At 51.6% G+C, this 16,064-nt stretch carries 11 protein-coding genes; 2 read left to right on the top strand and 9 right to left on the bottom strand.

All coding sequences use genetic code 11. The features are described from left to right. The first annotated feature begins 326 nt into the window (after positions 1–326). Positions 327–1,022: a histidine phosphatase family protein gene (locus K3T83_RS03530; RefSeq protein WP_220201595.1), complete on the top strand. Its 696-nt coding sequence runs from the start codon at positions 327–329 to the stop codon at positions 1,020–1,022. Positions 1,023–1,056: 34 nt separating this feature from the next. Here the strand turns inward: K3T83_RS03530 and K3T83_RS03525 are convergent, their stop codons facing one another. The 7 genes from K3T83_RS03525 to K3T83_RS03495 form a co-directional block, all read right to left on the bottom strand. Further along, positions 1,057–2,580: a serine/threonine protein kinase gene (locus tag K3T83_RS03525; RefSeq protein WP_220201594.1), complete on the bottom strand. Its 1,524-nt coding sequence runs from the start codon at positions 2,578–2,580 to the stop codon at positions 1,057–1,059. A gap of 316 nt (positions 2,581–2,896) precedes the next feature. Further along, entirely contained in the window at positions 2,897–3,859 is a 963-nt protein-coding gene (locus K3T83_RS03520; protein WP_220201593.1) for an alpha/beta hydrolase, read from the bottom strand. Positions 3,860–3,889: 30 nt separating this feature from the next. Further along, positions 3,890–4,774: an NAD(P)H-binding protein gene (locus K3T83_RS03515; protein ID WP_220201592.1), complete on the bottom strand. Its 885-nt coding sequence runs from the start codon at positions 4,772–4,774 to the stop codon at positions 3,890–3,892. Between the two features lie 260 nt (positions 4,775–5,034). Then, positions 5,035–7,758 carry a winged helix-turn-helix domain-containing protein gene (locus K3T83_RS03510; RefSeq protein ID WP_220201591.1) on the bottom strand — a complete coding sequence of 908 codons (2,724 nt, stop codon included), beginning with the start codon at positions 7,756–7,758 and terminating at the stop codon, positions 5,035–5,037. Further along, on the bottom strand, positions 7,743–8,252 hold the full coding sequence (locus tag K3T83_RS03505) for a DUF6788 family protein (protein ID WP_220201590.1): 510 nt from the start codon (positions 8,250–8,252) through the stop codon (positions 7,743–7,745). Before K3T83_RS03505 ends, K3T83_RS03510 begins: the two co-directional genes overlap by 16 nt. 103 nt (positions 8,253–8,355) lie before the next feature. Beyond that, positions 8,356–9,336: an alpha/beta hydrolase gene (locus tag K3T83_RS03500; RefSeq protein ID WP_220201589.1), complete on the bottom strand. Its 981-nt coding sequence runs from the start codon at positions 9,334–9,336 to the stop codon at positions 8,356–8,358. A 122-nt stretch (positions 9,337–9,458) separates the two neighbouring features. Then, positions 9,459–11,816: a glycoside hydrolase family 65 protein gene (locus K3T83_RS03495; protein WP_220201588.1), complete on the bottom strand. Its 2,358-nt coding sequence runs from the start codon at positions 11,814–11,816 to the stop codon at positions 9,459–9,461. 19 nt (positions 11,817–11,835) lie between these two features. On the opposite strand from K3T83_RS03495, the gene K3T83_RS03490 reads away from it, so the two are divergent. Beyond that, positions 11,836–12,099 carry a hypothetical protein gene (locus K3T83_RS03490; protein ID WP_220201587.1) on the top strand — a complete coding sequence of 88 codons (264 nt, stop codon included), beginning with the start codon at positions 11,836–11,838 and terminating at the stop codon, positions 12,097–12,099. A gap of 231 nt (positions 12,100–12,330) precedes the next feature. On the opposite strand, the gene K3T83_RS03485 is transcribed toward K3T83_RS03490, so the two are convergent. Beyond that, on the bottom strand, positions 12,331–13,422 hold the full coding sequence (locus tag K3T83_RS03485) for an ABC transporter permease (RefSeq protein WP_220201586.1): 1,092 nt from the start codon (positions 13,420–13,422) through the stop codon (positions 12,331–12,333). Further along, complete coding sequence (locus tag K3T83_RS03480) at positions 13,419–16,001, bottom strand: ATP-binding cassette domain-containing protein (RefSeq protein WP_220201585.1); 2,583 nt, start codon at positions 15,999–16,001, stop codon at positions 13,419–13,421. Before K3T83_RS03480 ends, K3T83_RS03485 begins: the two co-directional genes overlap by 4 nt. Between the last annotated feature and the right edge of the window lie 63 nt (positions 16,002–16,064).

Genomic DNA, 16,064 nt, shown 5'->3' with positions numbered 1-16,064 from the left:
TTGATCACATCTCTACTGTACTACACTCATGCCCAACTGGAGGCTCAGACAGCATGTAGCGTTTGTGATGGATACTGATGGTGCTATGTTCAAGTTCCAATTCCTGAAGTACATAGTAAAGAGCAGGTAAAAAAATTTGGAGAAGGCTCTAAAAGCACTTGAAGGTTTTGTATGAGTGTGTATTGATCCTTACAGACGCTCAACATACGCTTTTCTCTTGCTCACCTACCTTATATCACACCCCCTTAACATATTATTGATATTAGCTTAGCAATTTAGCACTATAATTAGAGTACAGAAAGTAGATACAGTTAGTATAGGGGATAATGAACACGCAAGATATGAATACTATTTACTTAGTACGACATGGCGAAAATCCGGCCAACCTGAACAACGAATTTTCTTACAAACTTGTTGATTATTCGCTCACCCTCAAAGGTCGCTTGCAAGCCCAACAGACAGCAGAGTACTTTAGAGATAAGAATATCCACGAAATCCATACCTCACCGCTGAAGAGAACCAGGGAAACAGCGCAAATCATTGCGGAAACTCTCGGTCTCACAGAGATATCTGTAATAGAGGAGTTTCGCGAGGTGAATGTTGGCGCATTGGAACGGCTGCCACCCTCAATAGAGAGCTGGGAATTGCATGATCGGATTGTTGCGGAGTGGTTCTTTGGTCGGCACGAGGTCACTTTTCCCGAAGGCGAGAATTATCTTACTCTCTTACAAAGAATGCATACTGGATTATGCCAGGTTCTAGCGAACAAGGCAGGAAAAAACATCATTATTGTCGGTCATGCAGGAATCTTCACGATCCCGCTGAGGGATATATGTCAAGATGTTGATATAGAAGAAATAACACAGATAGTCCTTCGTAACTGTTCGATCACCCGGCTAGAACTCGCGATGAGGGAGGAAAAGCTAGAAGGTAAGCTAAGAAGTTGGGGCTACATTGGCCACCTTTCTGGCGAGGCCGCACAGTTTGTCAGGACCAATCTTGTCGCACAAGCCGAAGAATAAAAGGATCGATGACGCTCATCGGTGTTTGCCTTTTTTATGAGGAAGTTGTCTGCCACGTACCTTGCTGATAATCACTGGTTGTGTATATGCCACCAAGAGTGCCATTTACCTGCAATGAACCTATGAAAGTGATTGTGTTAGCAGGAGACTCATCAGGAATGTCCGTGAAAGTGATACTTCCGTCCGTCATGACTGTCCCTGTAAAAGGGCCAGACCCAGTGAGTCCGGGGCCAATAGCTACTTTGCCGCTGATGACCTGCTCGTTTTGGACTATGGAGGTAAGTGTAAGTGTTGCTGTAGTGCTAACAGTTGTATTGTGTATAGAACCTTTATATGTAGGAGCTAAATGTGGGTAGGAAGTCGATAACGTTGGGTAAAGCTGTGATGTATTACTTGTAGAAGTGATATGCAAGGGTATCTGATCTGGATAATTGCCTGACAACGTTTGGTGAGAAAAGGTGAGGTAAATAAAACCACTTCCTCCTAGAATAACAAATAATACAGCTATCAACAGTAGAAATTGATATGATGGTCTGTTTGAGCGAAGAGGAGGAAGAAATACTGGAAGAGTCGTTGAATTACCCACATGCAAGGGAGGTTGTGGATATGGAGCTGCATGAGGAGAGGTTGCCAGGCTTTGAAGTTTTTGGTTGACGATGAGCATGCTCATTGGTCTTTTGTTTTCATCCAGTTCAAGCATGCTCGTGATGAATGTTGCTAAATCAACAGGAACCGTTGAAACGTACGATTGTAATGGTGGAAAGCGGAAAGGGGTTGTAGATGGATTGTGCCCTGAGAGCAATTGATACAATACTGCTCCCAAACTATAAATATCCGAACGAGGTGTTGTTTGTGCTTTGCCATATTGCTCCGGGGGTGCATAGCCCATTGAGCCATAATATGCCGTATCTTTGGCCTGTCCGGGCTTGAAGTGACGTGCAATGCCAAAGTCGATCAAATAGATATGTCCATCTGATGTGCGCATGATGTTGGAGGGTTTGAGATCGCGGAAAATAATGGCAGGCTGTTGAGTATGCAAGTAACTGAGGACGGTACACAACTCCATACCAATCTGCAAGACTTCGCTTAGTAGAAGTTTTCCGCTTCGTGTGTGCCGGAGATAGTCGGCAAGAGTCTCTCCTTCAATAAAACTCATGACCAGATACCAGCGCCCATGCTCTTCAAAGTGATCAAAAATACTTGGCAGACTACGATGCTGTAGACGTGCAAGAAGCAGCGCCTCCTGCCGAAAAGCATCAGCAGCTGCTTGTTGCTCCTGGGGGGAGAGACTGCTCTGGCTCATTTCTTTTACCGCAACCTTGCGGTTGCCCAATTGTGTATCTTCGGCGTGATAGACTGCTCCCATGCCGCCCTTGCCGATAGAGGCAATAATGCGATATCGCTGCTTGAGCAAGACATTTGCGAGAAGTCTCCCAGTTTGGGAATGATAGATGTTTGGCGTAACGGTTTGCAATGTATGACCACAGGAGCGACAGTAGACAGCTTGTGGTTGATTTGTCGTGCCACAGGCATCGCAGACGAGCGTGGGAGACATCATAGAATATATTCCTTTCGGAGTATGAGGGAGTTATTATCTAGATTGATTTTCTGTGTCGCCTGATATGATATATAGAAAAATGCAACAATACTAATTTATGGGCCACTCCCTCTCGTTTTTAGCCCAAATGCCCCTGGTAAGCTGATATATACCGACTCTATTTTAGCACACAAAACGCCACAATACTTGCTTTTTTGGGCAGGCCACCTGAAAATACAATAATTTAGTTCTTCCTCTAATATATTTAAATAGTATTCTTTGCACACTTAGCGGCCCGCCAAGTGAAAGCAAGGCGGGCCGCTGAATGGACCTGTGATCAGGACGTGTATTGCTCGAACCATTCCAACATCGGCTGTGGACGGCGTTGAAACTCAAGGTAGCCGTCCCAGCGAGCCGTAGTGCCGTAGATCCACTGAAGTTTCTTCTCGGAGATGGGAATGTTGTCGAACATGGCCTGTACATCGCTCGACTGCGTCAGCACGTCATCATGTACCTGGTAGAGGAACGTAGGGATGCGGACATGTTTTGCCCACTCCCTCGGGCCTCTGGCGGCGAACCCGAGACCTGTGCGCAACACGAGGCGCTGTTCCAGATCCTTGATGTCGATGCGGTCAGCCGGAACTCCCGCGAAGGCCAGGCGACGCGAAGCAATGATCTGCGTAGACACGGGCTGAGGTCCGACCAGGCAGCGCACATCGTTGAATGCTTCGGGAAACTGCATCATCGCAGAGAATGTGGAACTGCAACCCAGGCAGCGGCTGAAGAGGCCAATTGTCATGTTCCGCGTCTCGTGGCGGCTACGTATATATTGTAATGAGCCAACGACATCACGCGCCTCAAAAATACCACCGGACGCGATGCCGCCGTTGGCCGCACCACTAAACCCATGATTGCGCAGGTCATAGGCCAGGACATTGTATCCAGCATCATGGAGAATCTTGTAGTCCGGGATGAAGTTGATCTCGAAACCGTTCCCACTGGACGCCCACTCCGAGTGCCAGGGTTCAAACTGCGTGGGTAGCCCAGACCGGCTGAAACCCATCGGGTGATTAGCGATGATCAGTCTATCAGAACCGGCAGCTGGGATGAACCAGCCCTCCAGCGGAACGCCGTCGCTGGATGGAAAGGTGACGTTCTCGTAGTCGAGGTTCTGCTCTGAGGGCGAGTGCATGACAGGAGACCGCCGCAGTTGCCCGAATCCATCGGCAAACCGCTGTAGCACGTCGTTGATCTGATCGTTGGAGAGCTGAGGTACTTTGTTCGTTGCAACTTCGGTCATCTGGTAGTCCTTTCGCTTGTGCTTGCCCATTCAGGCCAGGACCGCTGGTTTGAGTACTTCCTCGCACCACTGGCGGAAGCTTGTGGGGGTGGTGCCCTCCGGGGTGCGTGCCTCTGCGGTGGCGAGTCCCTGGTCGTAGGCCATCAACATATTGACCATGCCCTGCGCCATAGCTTCGGACCTCCCGAAGCTGATCAGCCTGGCCTTCAGGCTCTCGCTGGGGGTCTGCTGGTAGCGTACCTGTTTGCCCAGCACCTCGGACATGATCCGCGCCATGTCGTTGTAGGACAGATCCTCGGGACCGAGTACCGGGACGCTGGAGACTCCGCTCCACGAGTGATCGAGCAGCAGTCTGGCGGCGACGGTGGCAATGTCGCGAGTGGCACAGGTCGGTTGCTTGAGGCTCCCGGATATGATGTCGAAGAACAGCCCCTGGTTCTTGATCGACTCAACCTGACGGAGCAGGTTATCCATGAAAGAGGCTAATGCCAGAGCACGGTAACTGACCCCCGCACTTGCGATCAGGTCGTCCATAGCCAGTGATGCAGTGACGTAACCAGCGTTCCCGGCCACTGCCGCCCCACGACCAAAGGCCGAGACGCCGACCACTCGCTTCACTCCCTGGTTTTTGAATGCCTCGCACGCAGGTCGGCTGAAGCCCACGTAAGCGGCCTCGACGCTCTCGGCGTGGGGGTCCGGGGGTACGAGCCAGAATACGGCGTCGGCACCTGCGAACGCTCTGGTGACAACATCGAGGTCGCCGTGCGATCCTTGCACAATCTCGACGCGTTCGCGTGTGTGGGCGGGAAGGCGAGAGGGATCACGGACGATCACGCGGATTGGCTCGTCACTATTGAGCAGGTTATTAAGGACTTGACGACCGATCTGGCCTGCGGGAGCAGTGACAACGATCATGATAAACACCTCCAGCTTGAATGAATAGAAGTTATATGGATCTTATCTTGCTGTTCCATTTGTGACTTCCTTTAAAATCCTTTTGCTTACTTATATGAGCAGCACATGTCTGTGTCTGTCCAACAGTGTAGCTTCCAGGGGAGCATCAGCATCATCCGTGGAGATGATTGGCAGCATGATTGCGGAGGATTGTTGGGGAACGCGGAATGACAAAGATCTTGTTTTGCCTATCACTACAGGCCATTCATGCCGGAGGAACATTATGAAAGGAGATGGAGCTGACGGGCGATCTCGATAGCCTCCGCGCGATTGTGGGCATCGAGCTTGCGATAGATGTGCTGAATATGAGTGCGCACCGTATTGATGGAGACGAGCAGTTCGCGGGCAATCTCGGCGTTGGAGCGACCTGGAACAAGCAGGTGCAGGACACGCAGCTCCTGCGAACTTAAAGGTTCGGGGAGGAGAGCGACGGGAGATGGGGGTAGCGTGCCTTGTGAGCTGGGAAAGGCACGGATAATGCTTTGAAGGGAGGACAGGAAAGGCTGCTCGTGTCTATGAAGCTGGAGGGAGCGCAAGAGAACCGCCATTGCTTCCCCTTCATCAAGGAAGAGACGCAGATACCCCTCAGTGTAGGTGTGCGCCAACAGCGTCAGGAGGGTTTGCTGGGCCTGTTCTTGCTGTCCGTGTGCAGCGTAGACAAGGGCGAGAAGTGCCTGAGCCTCAAAGATACTGCGCCTGCGCCCCGCTGCCTGTGCTTCTCGCAGCAGATCTTGCAAAAGCTGAAGTGCCGTCTCTCTTCTACCCTGGACAAGATGCCAGCGAGCAAGGAGCAACACTTCTTGCTCGGCCATGAATGGAAACAGTAGCCCACCAGGGCGATCCAAAGCGGTGATCCAGCGCTGCACAGTAACAAGATCACCATCTGCCAGCGCCAAATTAGCCCGCAAGGTCAGAATTTCGCGGGCTAACGGCCATGTAGGATTTGACTGAGTGGCAGGTATCCTGGCAAGGAGTGCATCCAGGCGTTGTCGAGCTGCTGCCGTCTCGCCACGCACATGTTGTATACGAGCCAGTAGAAGGGTAGCCTGCACTTCATGAAATTCCTTCTCTAGAGATAGGCCGATGCCCAACACCTCTTCCGCTTGCTGCCAGGCCGTTTCTAACTCATTGTGTTCATAAGAGATGCGCGCCAGACCAAATAATGCATAAGCCAGGTCATCGCTATGGGCGTATTCTTCGCGGGCCTTATGAAGCGTTCTCTGATAATACTCGAAGGAACGGTACAGTTCTCCCTGTTCAAAAAATGCTCTGGAAAGCATATTGCCCGTTGCACGTCTGAGCCTGAGATGTCGATGGTCACTTGCCTCACACAACGCATATGCTTCCTCCAGCACTTTGCGGCTGATATCCACATGTCCATTGTAGAGCAGTTCAGCTTTTCCCACGACACCCAGGCTCAAAGCGCGCCAGGTGTGCTGTTCTTCTGCTAACCAGGCGAGCGCTTGCCGAGCGTAGTAGGCCGCTTGAATAGCATCATCTTGCCTCCAGGCAGCCAGAGAGCGAAATGCAAATACCTCTCCTAATCGCGGGAGGTCGCGCTCCACACGATAGCTTTCTTCTGCCATCTGGAAGAGCTTCTCAAGTAGAGTCAACGTGGTTTGTGTCAACAGCCACGAGTCTGCTCTGAATAAGAGCGCTCTGGCATACCCCAGGCAGAGAGCGGGATACTGTGCGAGAAGTGTATCAGGTAGCTGTTCCAGCCAGGTGTGCCAGGTGTGATATTCATTGGCCTGATAATATGCCTGCGGTTCTCGCAGTATCCGTTCAATTAAGGCTGCCGCACGCGGGTAGTCCTGCGCGTAGAGAGCGGATGAGATCGCCTCCGCGTGGAGATGATGTGCCTCATACCAGCGGCTAGCATGAGCGGAGATCGTACGCAGGCTCTCTTCTCCCAGGCGTCGTCGCGCCTCAGTCCGCATCGTTTCCGCAAAAAGCCCGTGATAACGATACCATTGTTGAGTTGATGACTGATCAAATGTGGAGCAACCCAGAGGTTCGAGAAAAAGGTTTGCGTGAGCCACAGTTTCGAGCATGCGCTCGCTGTCGCGCTCACCTGTAATTACCGCGCAGAGCGATCCAGTCAAACGGTCAAGCACGCTGGTCTGGAGTAAAAAGCGCTGCAAGGACTCTGACTGCATATGGAATACCTCGGTGAGGAAATAGTCTTGTAGCGCAAGCTGACCGCCCGCGAAGGCGCTTAAAAGCGGTTCAATCTCTCGTGGTGTTGTAGACTCCCGAAGAGCGATTAGAAGCAGGCGAAGTCCAGCGGCCCAGCCTTCCAGGTAGGTATTGATGCGTCGCACAATTTCTGGCGCAAGGGGGATTGGCAGTGTCTGCTGGAAAAAAGCCGAGGTCTCCTCCTGCGAAAAGCGCAGATCCGAGGTGCGCACATCATAGAGTTCGTTGCTGGCACGCAATTGGGCCAGGGAAAATGGTGGATCGCTGCGTGTGAGAATAATAATGTGGATACTGGCGGGAAGATGAGCGAGGAAAAAGGTCATGGTTTGCTGAATGCGTGGAGATGTGATGGCATGGTAATCATCCAGCAGCAGTATCCCTCCCTGCTCACATTGCGCCAGTCCATTCAGAAAAATCGTGATGGCCGTTTCAGTGAGAGACGCTTCAAATGGCGGCTGAGATATGCTCTGCAAGAGAGCCAGGGCTTCCCGCGCCACACTGTCGCGAAACACCTGACAGGCAGTTATAAGATAGCGCCAGAAGCGCACAGGATCGTTATCACCTCCATCCAAAGAGACCCAGGCAATCGGCGGAAAATGCGACTGTTGGCTCCGTTCGGCCACCCATTGGCGTGCCAGCGTAGTTTTTCCAAAGCCCGCAGGCGAGGATACCAGTGTGAGCTTGTGTTCCAGTGCTCGATCAAGCAGAGAGAGTCCCCGCTCACGTGTGATCAGCGAGGGATGCAAAGGGGGAGATGGAACTTGGGGATAAGCAAAGGAGCCTGAATTGAAGAGGATATGCTGTTTTGAGACTGCGCAACCATATCAGTTGCAGACCAACTCCTTCCATCGCCTGCTTCCCTGGTATCTCCGTTGGAGGGAACCTGGTTTATCTGTTCTGGTGAGCATTTGAGCGCTCTGGCCATATGTTCCAGGCGTGGGGCGGACAGATCAGCTGTCCGCCCTGCGTACTTTTTTGCCGTGCGTTTTCCCTGGCGTCGATAGGCATACCAGTAGCCATCTCCTCCTCGCGCTCGCGCTTCTTTGAGCAAGGTGAGGTGTCCCTCTCGTCCTTGAAAAGAGAACGAAGTGGTTGCTGCCAGTCGCTTGAGCCACGCTTCCGGCTCTTCGCGTACATTAATTGTGTCTGTATCTTTTAAGCCATGTTCTTGCTCGTCACACCAGAAATACTGTTGATCTGCCTGTGACCAGATCAGCGCAGCCAGTCTCGTTCTTGCCATCGTGCTTCCTATAATCAAAGAAATGGGTGGGAGATGTTCCCCAACACTTCTCCGAAAAGTATATCCTTTGTCGTTCGCATGATGCAAGTGTTCCCCAACATATTCAGGAGTGGTAGGTCTGCTGGTGCTGCTCTGTGCGATGAGATAGATCAAACGCACGTTTTAAGGCTGTCAACTGATCTCGCGCGGCAGCCTGTGTCACCTGGGCGTTGGGGACCATACGGAAGCCGTGATAGGCACCAGGATAGACGTGCACCTCCGTTGGTACGCCTGCTCGCATCAGGCGGCGGGCATACTCCAGATCTTCCTCCAGAAACAGATCGAGAGCACCCACGTTGATAAAGGTGGCGGGTAAGCCCTCCAGATGCTCAGCACGTGCTGGCGCAGCATAGGGCGAAACATCAGAACCCCCAGGTTCCTGGCCCAACAAAGAGGTCCAGCCAAAGCGGTTGGCCTCCGGCGTCCAGATGAATTCTCCTGTGTATGGATGCGGTTGTGCCAGTGTACAGGTGCGATCATCGAGCATGGGAGCAATCAGGAATTGGAACATCAAGGGAAATTCTCCCCGGTCGCGTGCCAGGAGCGCTAATGCAACTGCCAGCCCTCCTCCTGCACTGCTGCCGCCAACCGCAATTCGATTTGGATCGATACCCAGCTCGTCTGCATGAGTAAAGAGCCACTTCAAGGCCGCGTAACAATCCTCGATCGGACCAGGATGGGGTGTCTCAGGAGCTAGACGGTAGTCTACTGAAACGGCAGCACACCTGATAGCTGACACGATGCTTGTGATCGTGGGATCTTCAGCGGAACCCATAATATACCCGCCACCATGCATCCAGAGCAGGACAGGGAGCGGTCCCTGCTCTGAGGTTGGCAGATGGACCAGCACCCGTACATCAGGTGCCCCTTCGGGGCCGGGGATGAAGTGCTCGCTCACGGAAAGATCAGAAAATTGAGGCAAGTTCGTAGATGCCTGGGAACGCATGGCGCGTATCTGCCTCAAGGTTTCAGCGGTCAATATCTGAGCAGGAATCTGGTCAAGAATAGCCGCAAGCTCAGGATCAACAAGATGCCTGGTCGTCATCTTACCTTCCTTCATTTGTATTGTTGTTTGTTGTATTCTTTGTATATTTTGATTCGTGAAGCTTCATGAGGGAGACCAGCACCGCAATAGAACGTGCATTCCCCCTCACGAAGCCGTGAGAGCTAGACGCGCACACCTCGTCTGACTGGTTCACGTCCCTCTGGTTGGCTAGGGCGAGATCCAGCCTGGATCTGTGGGATGGAATGTGTGCTTGTTTCATCCATAGACAGAGCGATTTCTTGTCCATGATGGCATATTGTAAGCGGCAAGCCGTCAAGCAAGTGGTATGTCGCCTCTGTAGCTGTTACCTCAATATAGAGGCGACGGCCCTGGAAGAGAAGGCGGAAAGCTAGCCGCTCAAGCGCATCCGGTAGCCGGGGTGAGAAGCTAAGCGAATTGTCTTGCACACGCATGCCACCGAATCCCGCTACTATTGCGAGCCAGGCTCCTGCCAGCGAAGCCATATGAAGTCCACTCTGTACATTGTGATGCAGATCGTGCAGGTCTACGAGTGCGGCCTCCCCCAGGTAATCATATGCCAGTTCGAGCTGGCCTACTTCGGCTGCCATGACCGCTTGCGTACAAGCTGATAGCGAGGAATCGCGTACAGTCAATTGTTCGTAGTATGCAAAGTTGCGCGCCTTCTGCTCCAGTGTAAATGCGTCACCGCGCAAATGCATGGCAAGGACGAGGTCAGCCTGCTTTACAACCTGTTTACGATAGAGATCAAAATATGGGAAGTGGAGAAGCAAAGGATATTGATGTGGCAGCGTATGTGTGAAGTCCCAGACCTGATAGTCGATAAAGGATTCGTCCTGTGGAGTTACTTCCAACTGCTCATTGTAGGGAATGAGCATATTCTTGGCTGCCATGCGCCAGTTTGCAGCCTCATGCTCGTCTACACCGAGAGCACAGGCTTTTTCGGGATGACGTTGTACTGCATTTGCAGCCCAGCGCAGGTTGTGCTGAGCCATGAGGTTCGTGTAGACGTTGTTGTCAGCAATGGCGCTGTACTCGTCGGGTCCAGTGACGCCGTCGATACGAAACTGGTTGGACGTTGGATGATGATATCCCAGGGAACACCACAATCTGGCCGTCTCTATCAGCAGTTCAAGCCCCACTTCCTCCTCAAAGTCTATGTCGCCAGTTGCCTGTATGTAATAAGCCACCGCGTAGGCAATATCCGCATTAATATGGAAGGCAGCGGTCCCCGCTGGCCAGTAGCCCGAACACTCGGCACCTCGGATGGTTCTCCAGGGAAAGGCTGCTCCACGTAATCGAAGTTGCTGAGCCTGCTCTCGCGCTCTATCAAGGATGAGATGACGCCAGCGAAGCGCATCTGCGGCAGCATCAGGTATGGTATGTATCAACACTGGAAGCACAAAGATCTCCGTGTCCCAGAATGCATGGCCATCATAGCCTGGACCTGTGAGTCCTTTGGCTGGAATAGGGCGTCCCTCTGCACGTGCGCCTGCTTGTAAGACGTGAAAGAGCGAAAAGCGTATCGCCTGTTGTATCTGAGGATCGCCCTCTAGTTCGACATCGGCTGAGGCCCAGTAGTCGTCCAGATACGCTCGCTGCTCAGCAAGCAAGCCTTCCCAACCGGTCTGTCGTGCAGCAGCGAGTGCGGCGATAATTTGATCGTGGATGGCGGGTCGTGAACGCAGGCTTGACCAGCCGTAGGCGATGAATTTGACGATCCGTAGTCGCTCGCCTGGCTTCAGTCGTCCGATGATAGAGACACGAACCACATCCGGGGAACTTTCAGATGTAACGGTGGTTCCTGGCGGTCCCTCAATGTGATGATCCATTGCTACTCCCATCCGTAGTCCGCTGACGCGGGTATGATGGATGAGCATGCCACTGGCCTCACGTGCTTGATGCTCCTCACATTCGAGCGCTGATTCGAGGGCCGCACCCACGCGGGGATCTTTGCTTTGCGGTGGGAGTGCCTCATTAGCAACCAGCTCGGACTGCACCACGATGCGCACAGGCGCATCCACTGGTTCGACTTCATAGCAGATAGCTGCAATGGCTCGTTGTGTGAATGATACCATGCGTACAGATGAGATCTTGACGGTGCGTGCTGCTGGGGTGGTCCAGTGAATACTTCGTCGCAGCACTCCATTGCGCAAGTCAAGCTCTCGTTCGTGTTCCAGAAGTTTTCCATAGCGAACATCAAACGGTTCATCATCAACGAGCAAACGGATAAGCTTGCCATTAGTGACATTAATGACAGTTTGCCCGGATTCGGGGTAGGCATATCCTCCCTCAGCGTAAGGGAGAGGGCGTAGTTCATAGAAAGAATTGAGATAGGTGCCGGGAAGTCCATGTGGATCTCCCTCGTCAAGATTTCCCCTGAGTCCGATATGTCCATTAGAAAGAGTGAAAATAGATTCAGTTTGTGCCAGAGTGTCAAGAGAGAGTTCTTTCTCTCGAATATTCCACTCCTCGACTGTAAAGAGCGAATCGTTAATCATTACTTATAGAAATCGCAGCATGGAACCCTGGTCATTCATGCCAGGGAGCAATGCTGCTCTCCTTTCATATAACTATAGCTATCAACTGGATGACAATGCTGAAAAGAAATGCCTTGCCAGCACTGGTAGTGAGATCAAAATATCTGGTGGCTCGTGCCTGCACGCGGCCCACATGCAGGCCTTGATATTTCCCCTTCAGGACCACTGCCCCTACCAGATTGCTCGTTTGATAGCCACAGTGCTTTTTGCCGCCGCCGAATTTCTCCACTATACCATACACTAATGGCATGATGGTTATAAGGTAGTATAAAAGGGGTAATATTGATTACATATTATTTACCTGGTAATTCTACCAGCTCATCTTGTCTAGTGCAACGAATCTGTCGATATTGTTGGTTCATATGTAGAAACGGCCAGTATCTCAAATATTGGGATACCGACCGTCTGCTTTCAGATCCGGCGTTGCGAGGAGAGAAATAAGGCGAAGAAGTTGTTTGTGCTACCACCTATCTACTCAAGAGTCAACTGAGATGCGGCGGCGAATAAGTTCATTCAAGAAGACGCTGCAAATCAGCAAAACTCCTAGAGCAACGGGTTGCCATACTCCGGCGGCATCTCCCAGTAACAGTCCGAGGCCGTTGTAAAGAAACACGACGACTAATGTTGCCAGCGCGACTCCTATAACGGCTCCTTCACCACCCATAATGCTAACACCACCCAGGACAGCAATAGTAATAGCCTGCAAATTCATAGAGGCCCCAACATCTGGAGTGGCGCTGGCATTTAGCGCCGTCTGTATAACAGCCCCTACTCCTGAAAGAAAGCCAGCAGCCACATATGCCCAGAAGCGTACAGCCCAAACATCGATAGCTGTAAAACGAGCCGCGAGAGCATTTGTACCGACGCCGTAGAGATAGCGCCCTCCCAGCGTTTTGTGCAGGATAAAGATAGCTAACAAGAGCAATGGAACGAAAATGATGAGAAATTGAAAAGGAATGCCCTGGCCTGCGATTTTTGGTATCCACGACAGCCAGCTAATATTTTGCACATTTCCATTGCCAAGAGCGATAAATTCCTGGGGAAAGGCTTGTGGCAGATTGGGTTGGGTTGCATCTGGCAGAGGTTTGGTGTTTGTGACCTGGAGTGCAATGGCTGCATACCCGTAGAACGTTGCCAGAGTTACGATTAATGGCGGAATGCGTAGCTTGCTGACCAGCCAACCATTGATAGCTCCCAGGAATGTACCTGCCAGAATCGCAGTCGCCGCCGCGACCCAGATATTGACCCCATGCTCGATATTTAAAATTCCTAGTACCATTCCTGATAGGCTTAGCATCGAACCGACCGAAAGATCAATACCACCTCCGCCGGAAAGAATGACGATGGCTTCACCAATAGCCAGTAGTCCGATAATCACTCCATTCTGGACAACTTGATAGACATTATAGCCGTCGAAAAAGTGGGGAACGCTGGCTGAGAAATAACTAAAAAGGAGCAGGAAAAGTACCAGCAGTATTCCGCTACGCGCCGTCACAAAAAGACGGAGTGTACGATTCAGCCCTCTTTTGCCTGTAGGGAGGCTTCCTCCAGCAATATTGGCTCTCATACAAACGCCTCCTTTCTATGGCGCAAAAAGTCCAGGGAAACCGCTAAAATAATTAGCGTTCCGATAACTAACCCCTCTAGCAAAGCAATCGTACCGATTGTAATCAAAGCATTGTGAACAACTTCTACAAGCAGCGCTCCTAGCAGACTGCCAATCACTGTACCACGTCCCCCGAGGATGTTTGTGCCACCGATAACAGTTGCCGCGATGACCTGAAGTTCCAGGCCTGTACCCGCGTTTGGTTGCACCGTGCCGCTCAATCCTAGTTGAATGACAGCCGCCAGCCCGATCAGTAGTCCAATCAAAGCATACACGAAAATGATGGTTCCCCGTATATTGATACCTGCCAGGCGAGCTGCTTCGGTGTTGCCTCCCAATGCATACACATACCGCCCCAGAGGACGATGGCGTAAGAACAGGCTGACCAGAATGATCAGCGCCACAACTAACCAGAATGGAAACGGAATACCTAAAAACGTCCCTAGCGAGAGCGGACGCACGACAGATGGTGGGGTAAGCCACTGTGGGCCTAAGATTTGAATATGCAGCGCGCGGATAATATTGAGTGTCCCCAACGTCACAATAATTGGATGGATGCGGCCAAATGCCACCAGGGAGCCGTTGATCAGTCCCATGAGCAGTCCCACAAGCAGCGTTACCAACAGTACCACTAATAGATTTTCCATGCCAGCGGCTATCACTTTGGCCGCGATCAGCATACACAAAGCCAGCACGGAGCCAACTGAAACATCTATCCCTCCGGTTACAATCACCGCAGTCATCCCTATCGCAATAATGGCCACGACCGCTACATTGGAAAGAATCGAAAGAATATTATTCCATGACAGAAAGGTTGGGTGCGTGAAATTAAACACGATGCTGCCTACAATCAACAGGGCCAGGACAATAAATTCACGACTGGTCAGCAATGGACGTATTTGCGGGTGTGCAAGCATAGTAGAGAGGCGATCGCGCCAGGAGATTGAAGCCGCGCTTGTGGTCGTTTGCATGCGAGTAGTGCTTGTTCCGCCCTCCATCGCTGCTGCCAGTACCGTATGAGCAGGAGTGTTACGCGGAAATTCTCCAGTCACATGCCCTTCATGCATCGTAATCGTACGATCACTCAGCTTGAGCACCTCCTGTAGCTCCGAAGAGATCAACATGATGGCCGTCCCTTGTCGCGCCAATTCGATGATCAAGTTATGGATCTCTTGCTTGGCTGCGACATCAACGCCCGCTGTTGGCTCGTCAAGCACTAAAACGCGCGGTTGGGTCGCCAGCCACCTGGCAAGCACAACCTTCTGCTGATTGCCACCAGAGAGGTTTGCGACGTTAACGCGCGAGTTGGGTGTCTTGATGGCGAGATCATGGATATACTGTTGTGTAAGCGTCTCCTCACGCTTCGGCTGCACAATGGTTTTGAGCGTTGCCAGGCGTTGCATCACTGTTATCACTGTATTGTAATTCACCGAAAGCGTACTAAAAAGGCCCTGTCCTTTGCGATCTTCCGGCAAATAGGCTATTCCCCGATTCAGAGCCTCACGAGGTGTACGAATAGATACCTTCTCTTCATTGAGGAAAATCTCACCTTCCTCAGCCACTTCTTCACCAAAGATTGCACGCGCCACTTCACTACGTCCTGCGCCCACCAGACCAAAGAAGCCGACAATCTCGCCGGGATGTACCTCAAAGCTAATATCATGGTATACGCCTTTGCGGGAGAGATTACGGACAGTCAACAACGGTTCTGGTGAGCGTGCTCCAGGTGTGGTAACGCTCTCTTGCAGCAATTGGCCTGCCATCAGTTCGATCATCTGGTCAGCAGTAAGTGACGGACCTCTGCCGTTATCGTGTTGAGCGATATCTTCTTTCTCAATCTGATAGATCGGCCATGTGCCTTTACATTCACCATCTTTCAGGATTGTTACTCGGTCGGCAAGCGAGTAGATCTCTTCTAGTCTATGGCTGATATAGATAATGCCAATGCCCCGGTCGCGCAATCTGCGAATAATCGAGAAGAGAATCTCCGCTTCATGCTGGGTCAGAATAGCGGTTGGTTCATCGAAGACCATCACTTCAGGTTTCCAGCTGAGCGGTTTCGCGATGAGGGCCAGTTGTCGTAATGCAACGCTTAAATGTCCGATAGGCTGGGTTGCTAACTGGGGCGAAACATCGAGATCCTGGAGGAGGCGCTGTACCTCCTTCACCTGGACCTGCATATCAATATTACCGTAGCGATCTCGTAATTCGCGTCCCATAAAGATATTTTCAGTCACCGTCAACTCGGGGTAGACAAGTGGATCTTGATAAACAGTACCGATCCCCAGGTGCAGGGCATCTGATGGCGATGAAAGAGAGACCTCCTTGTTCGCGAATCGTATGCTCCCTGCATCGGGAGCGACAGCCCCGGCGAGAATTTTGATCAGCGTGGATTTCCCAGCCCCATTTTGGCCGATCAGGGCTTGAACCTCCCCGGCCTTCAGGTCGAAATTTACCTTTTTGAGCGCCTGAACCCCGCCAAACGTTTTCGTAATATCTGTCATCATCAGGATGGGTGCTGTGGTTGCCTCTGTAGACATGTAGCGCGCTCCTATTCCGTGAATCGCATTTTCAGGAGTATCATACAAAAGATGAAGCAGCAC

The sequence above is a fragment of the Reticulibacter mediterranei genome, from assembly GCF_016587455.1.
This window is presented reverse-complemented; position numbering and strand designations above follow the sequence as displayed.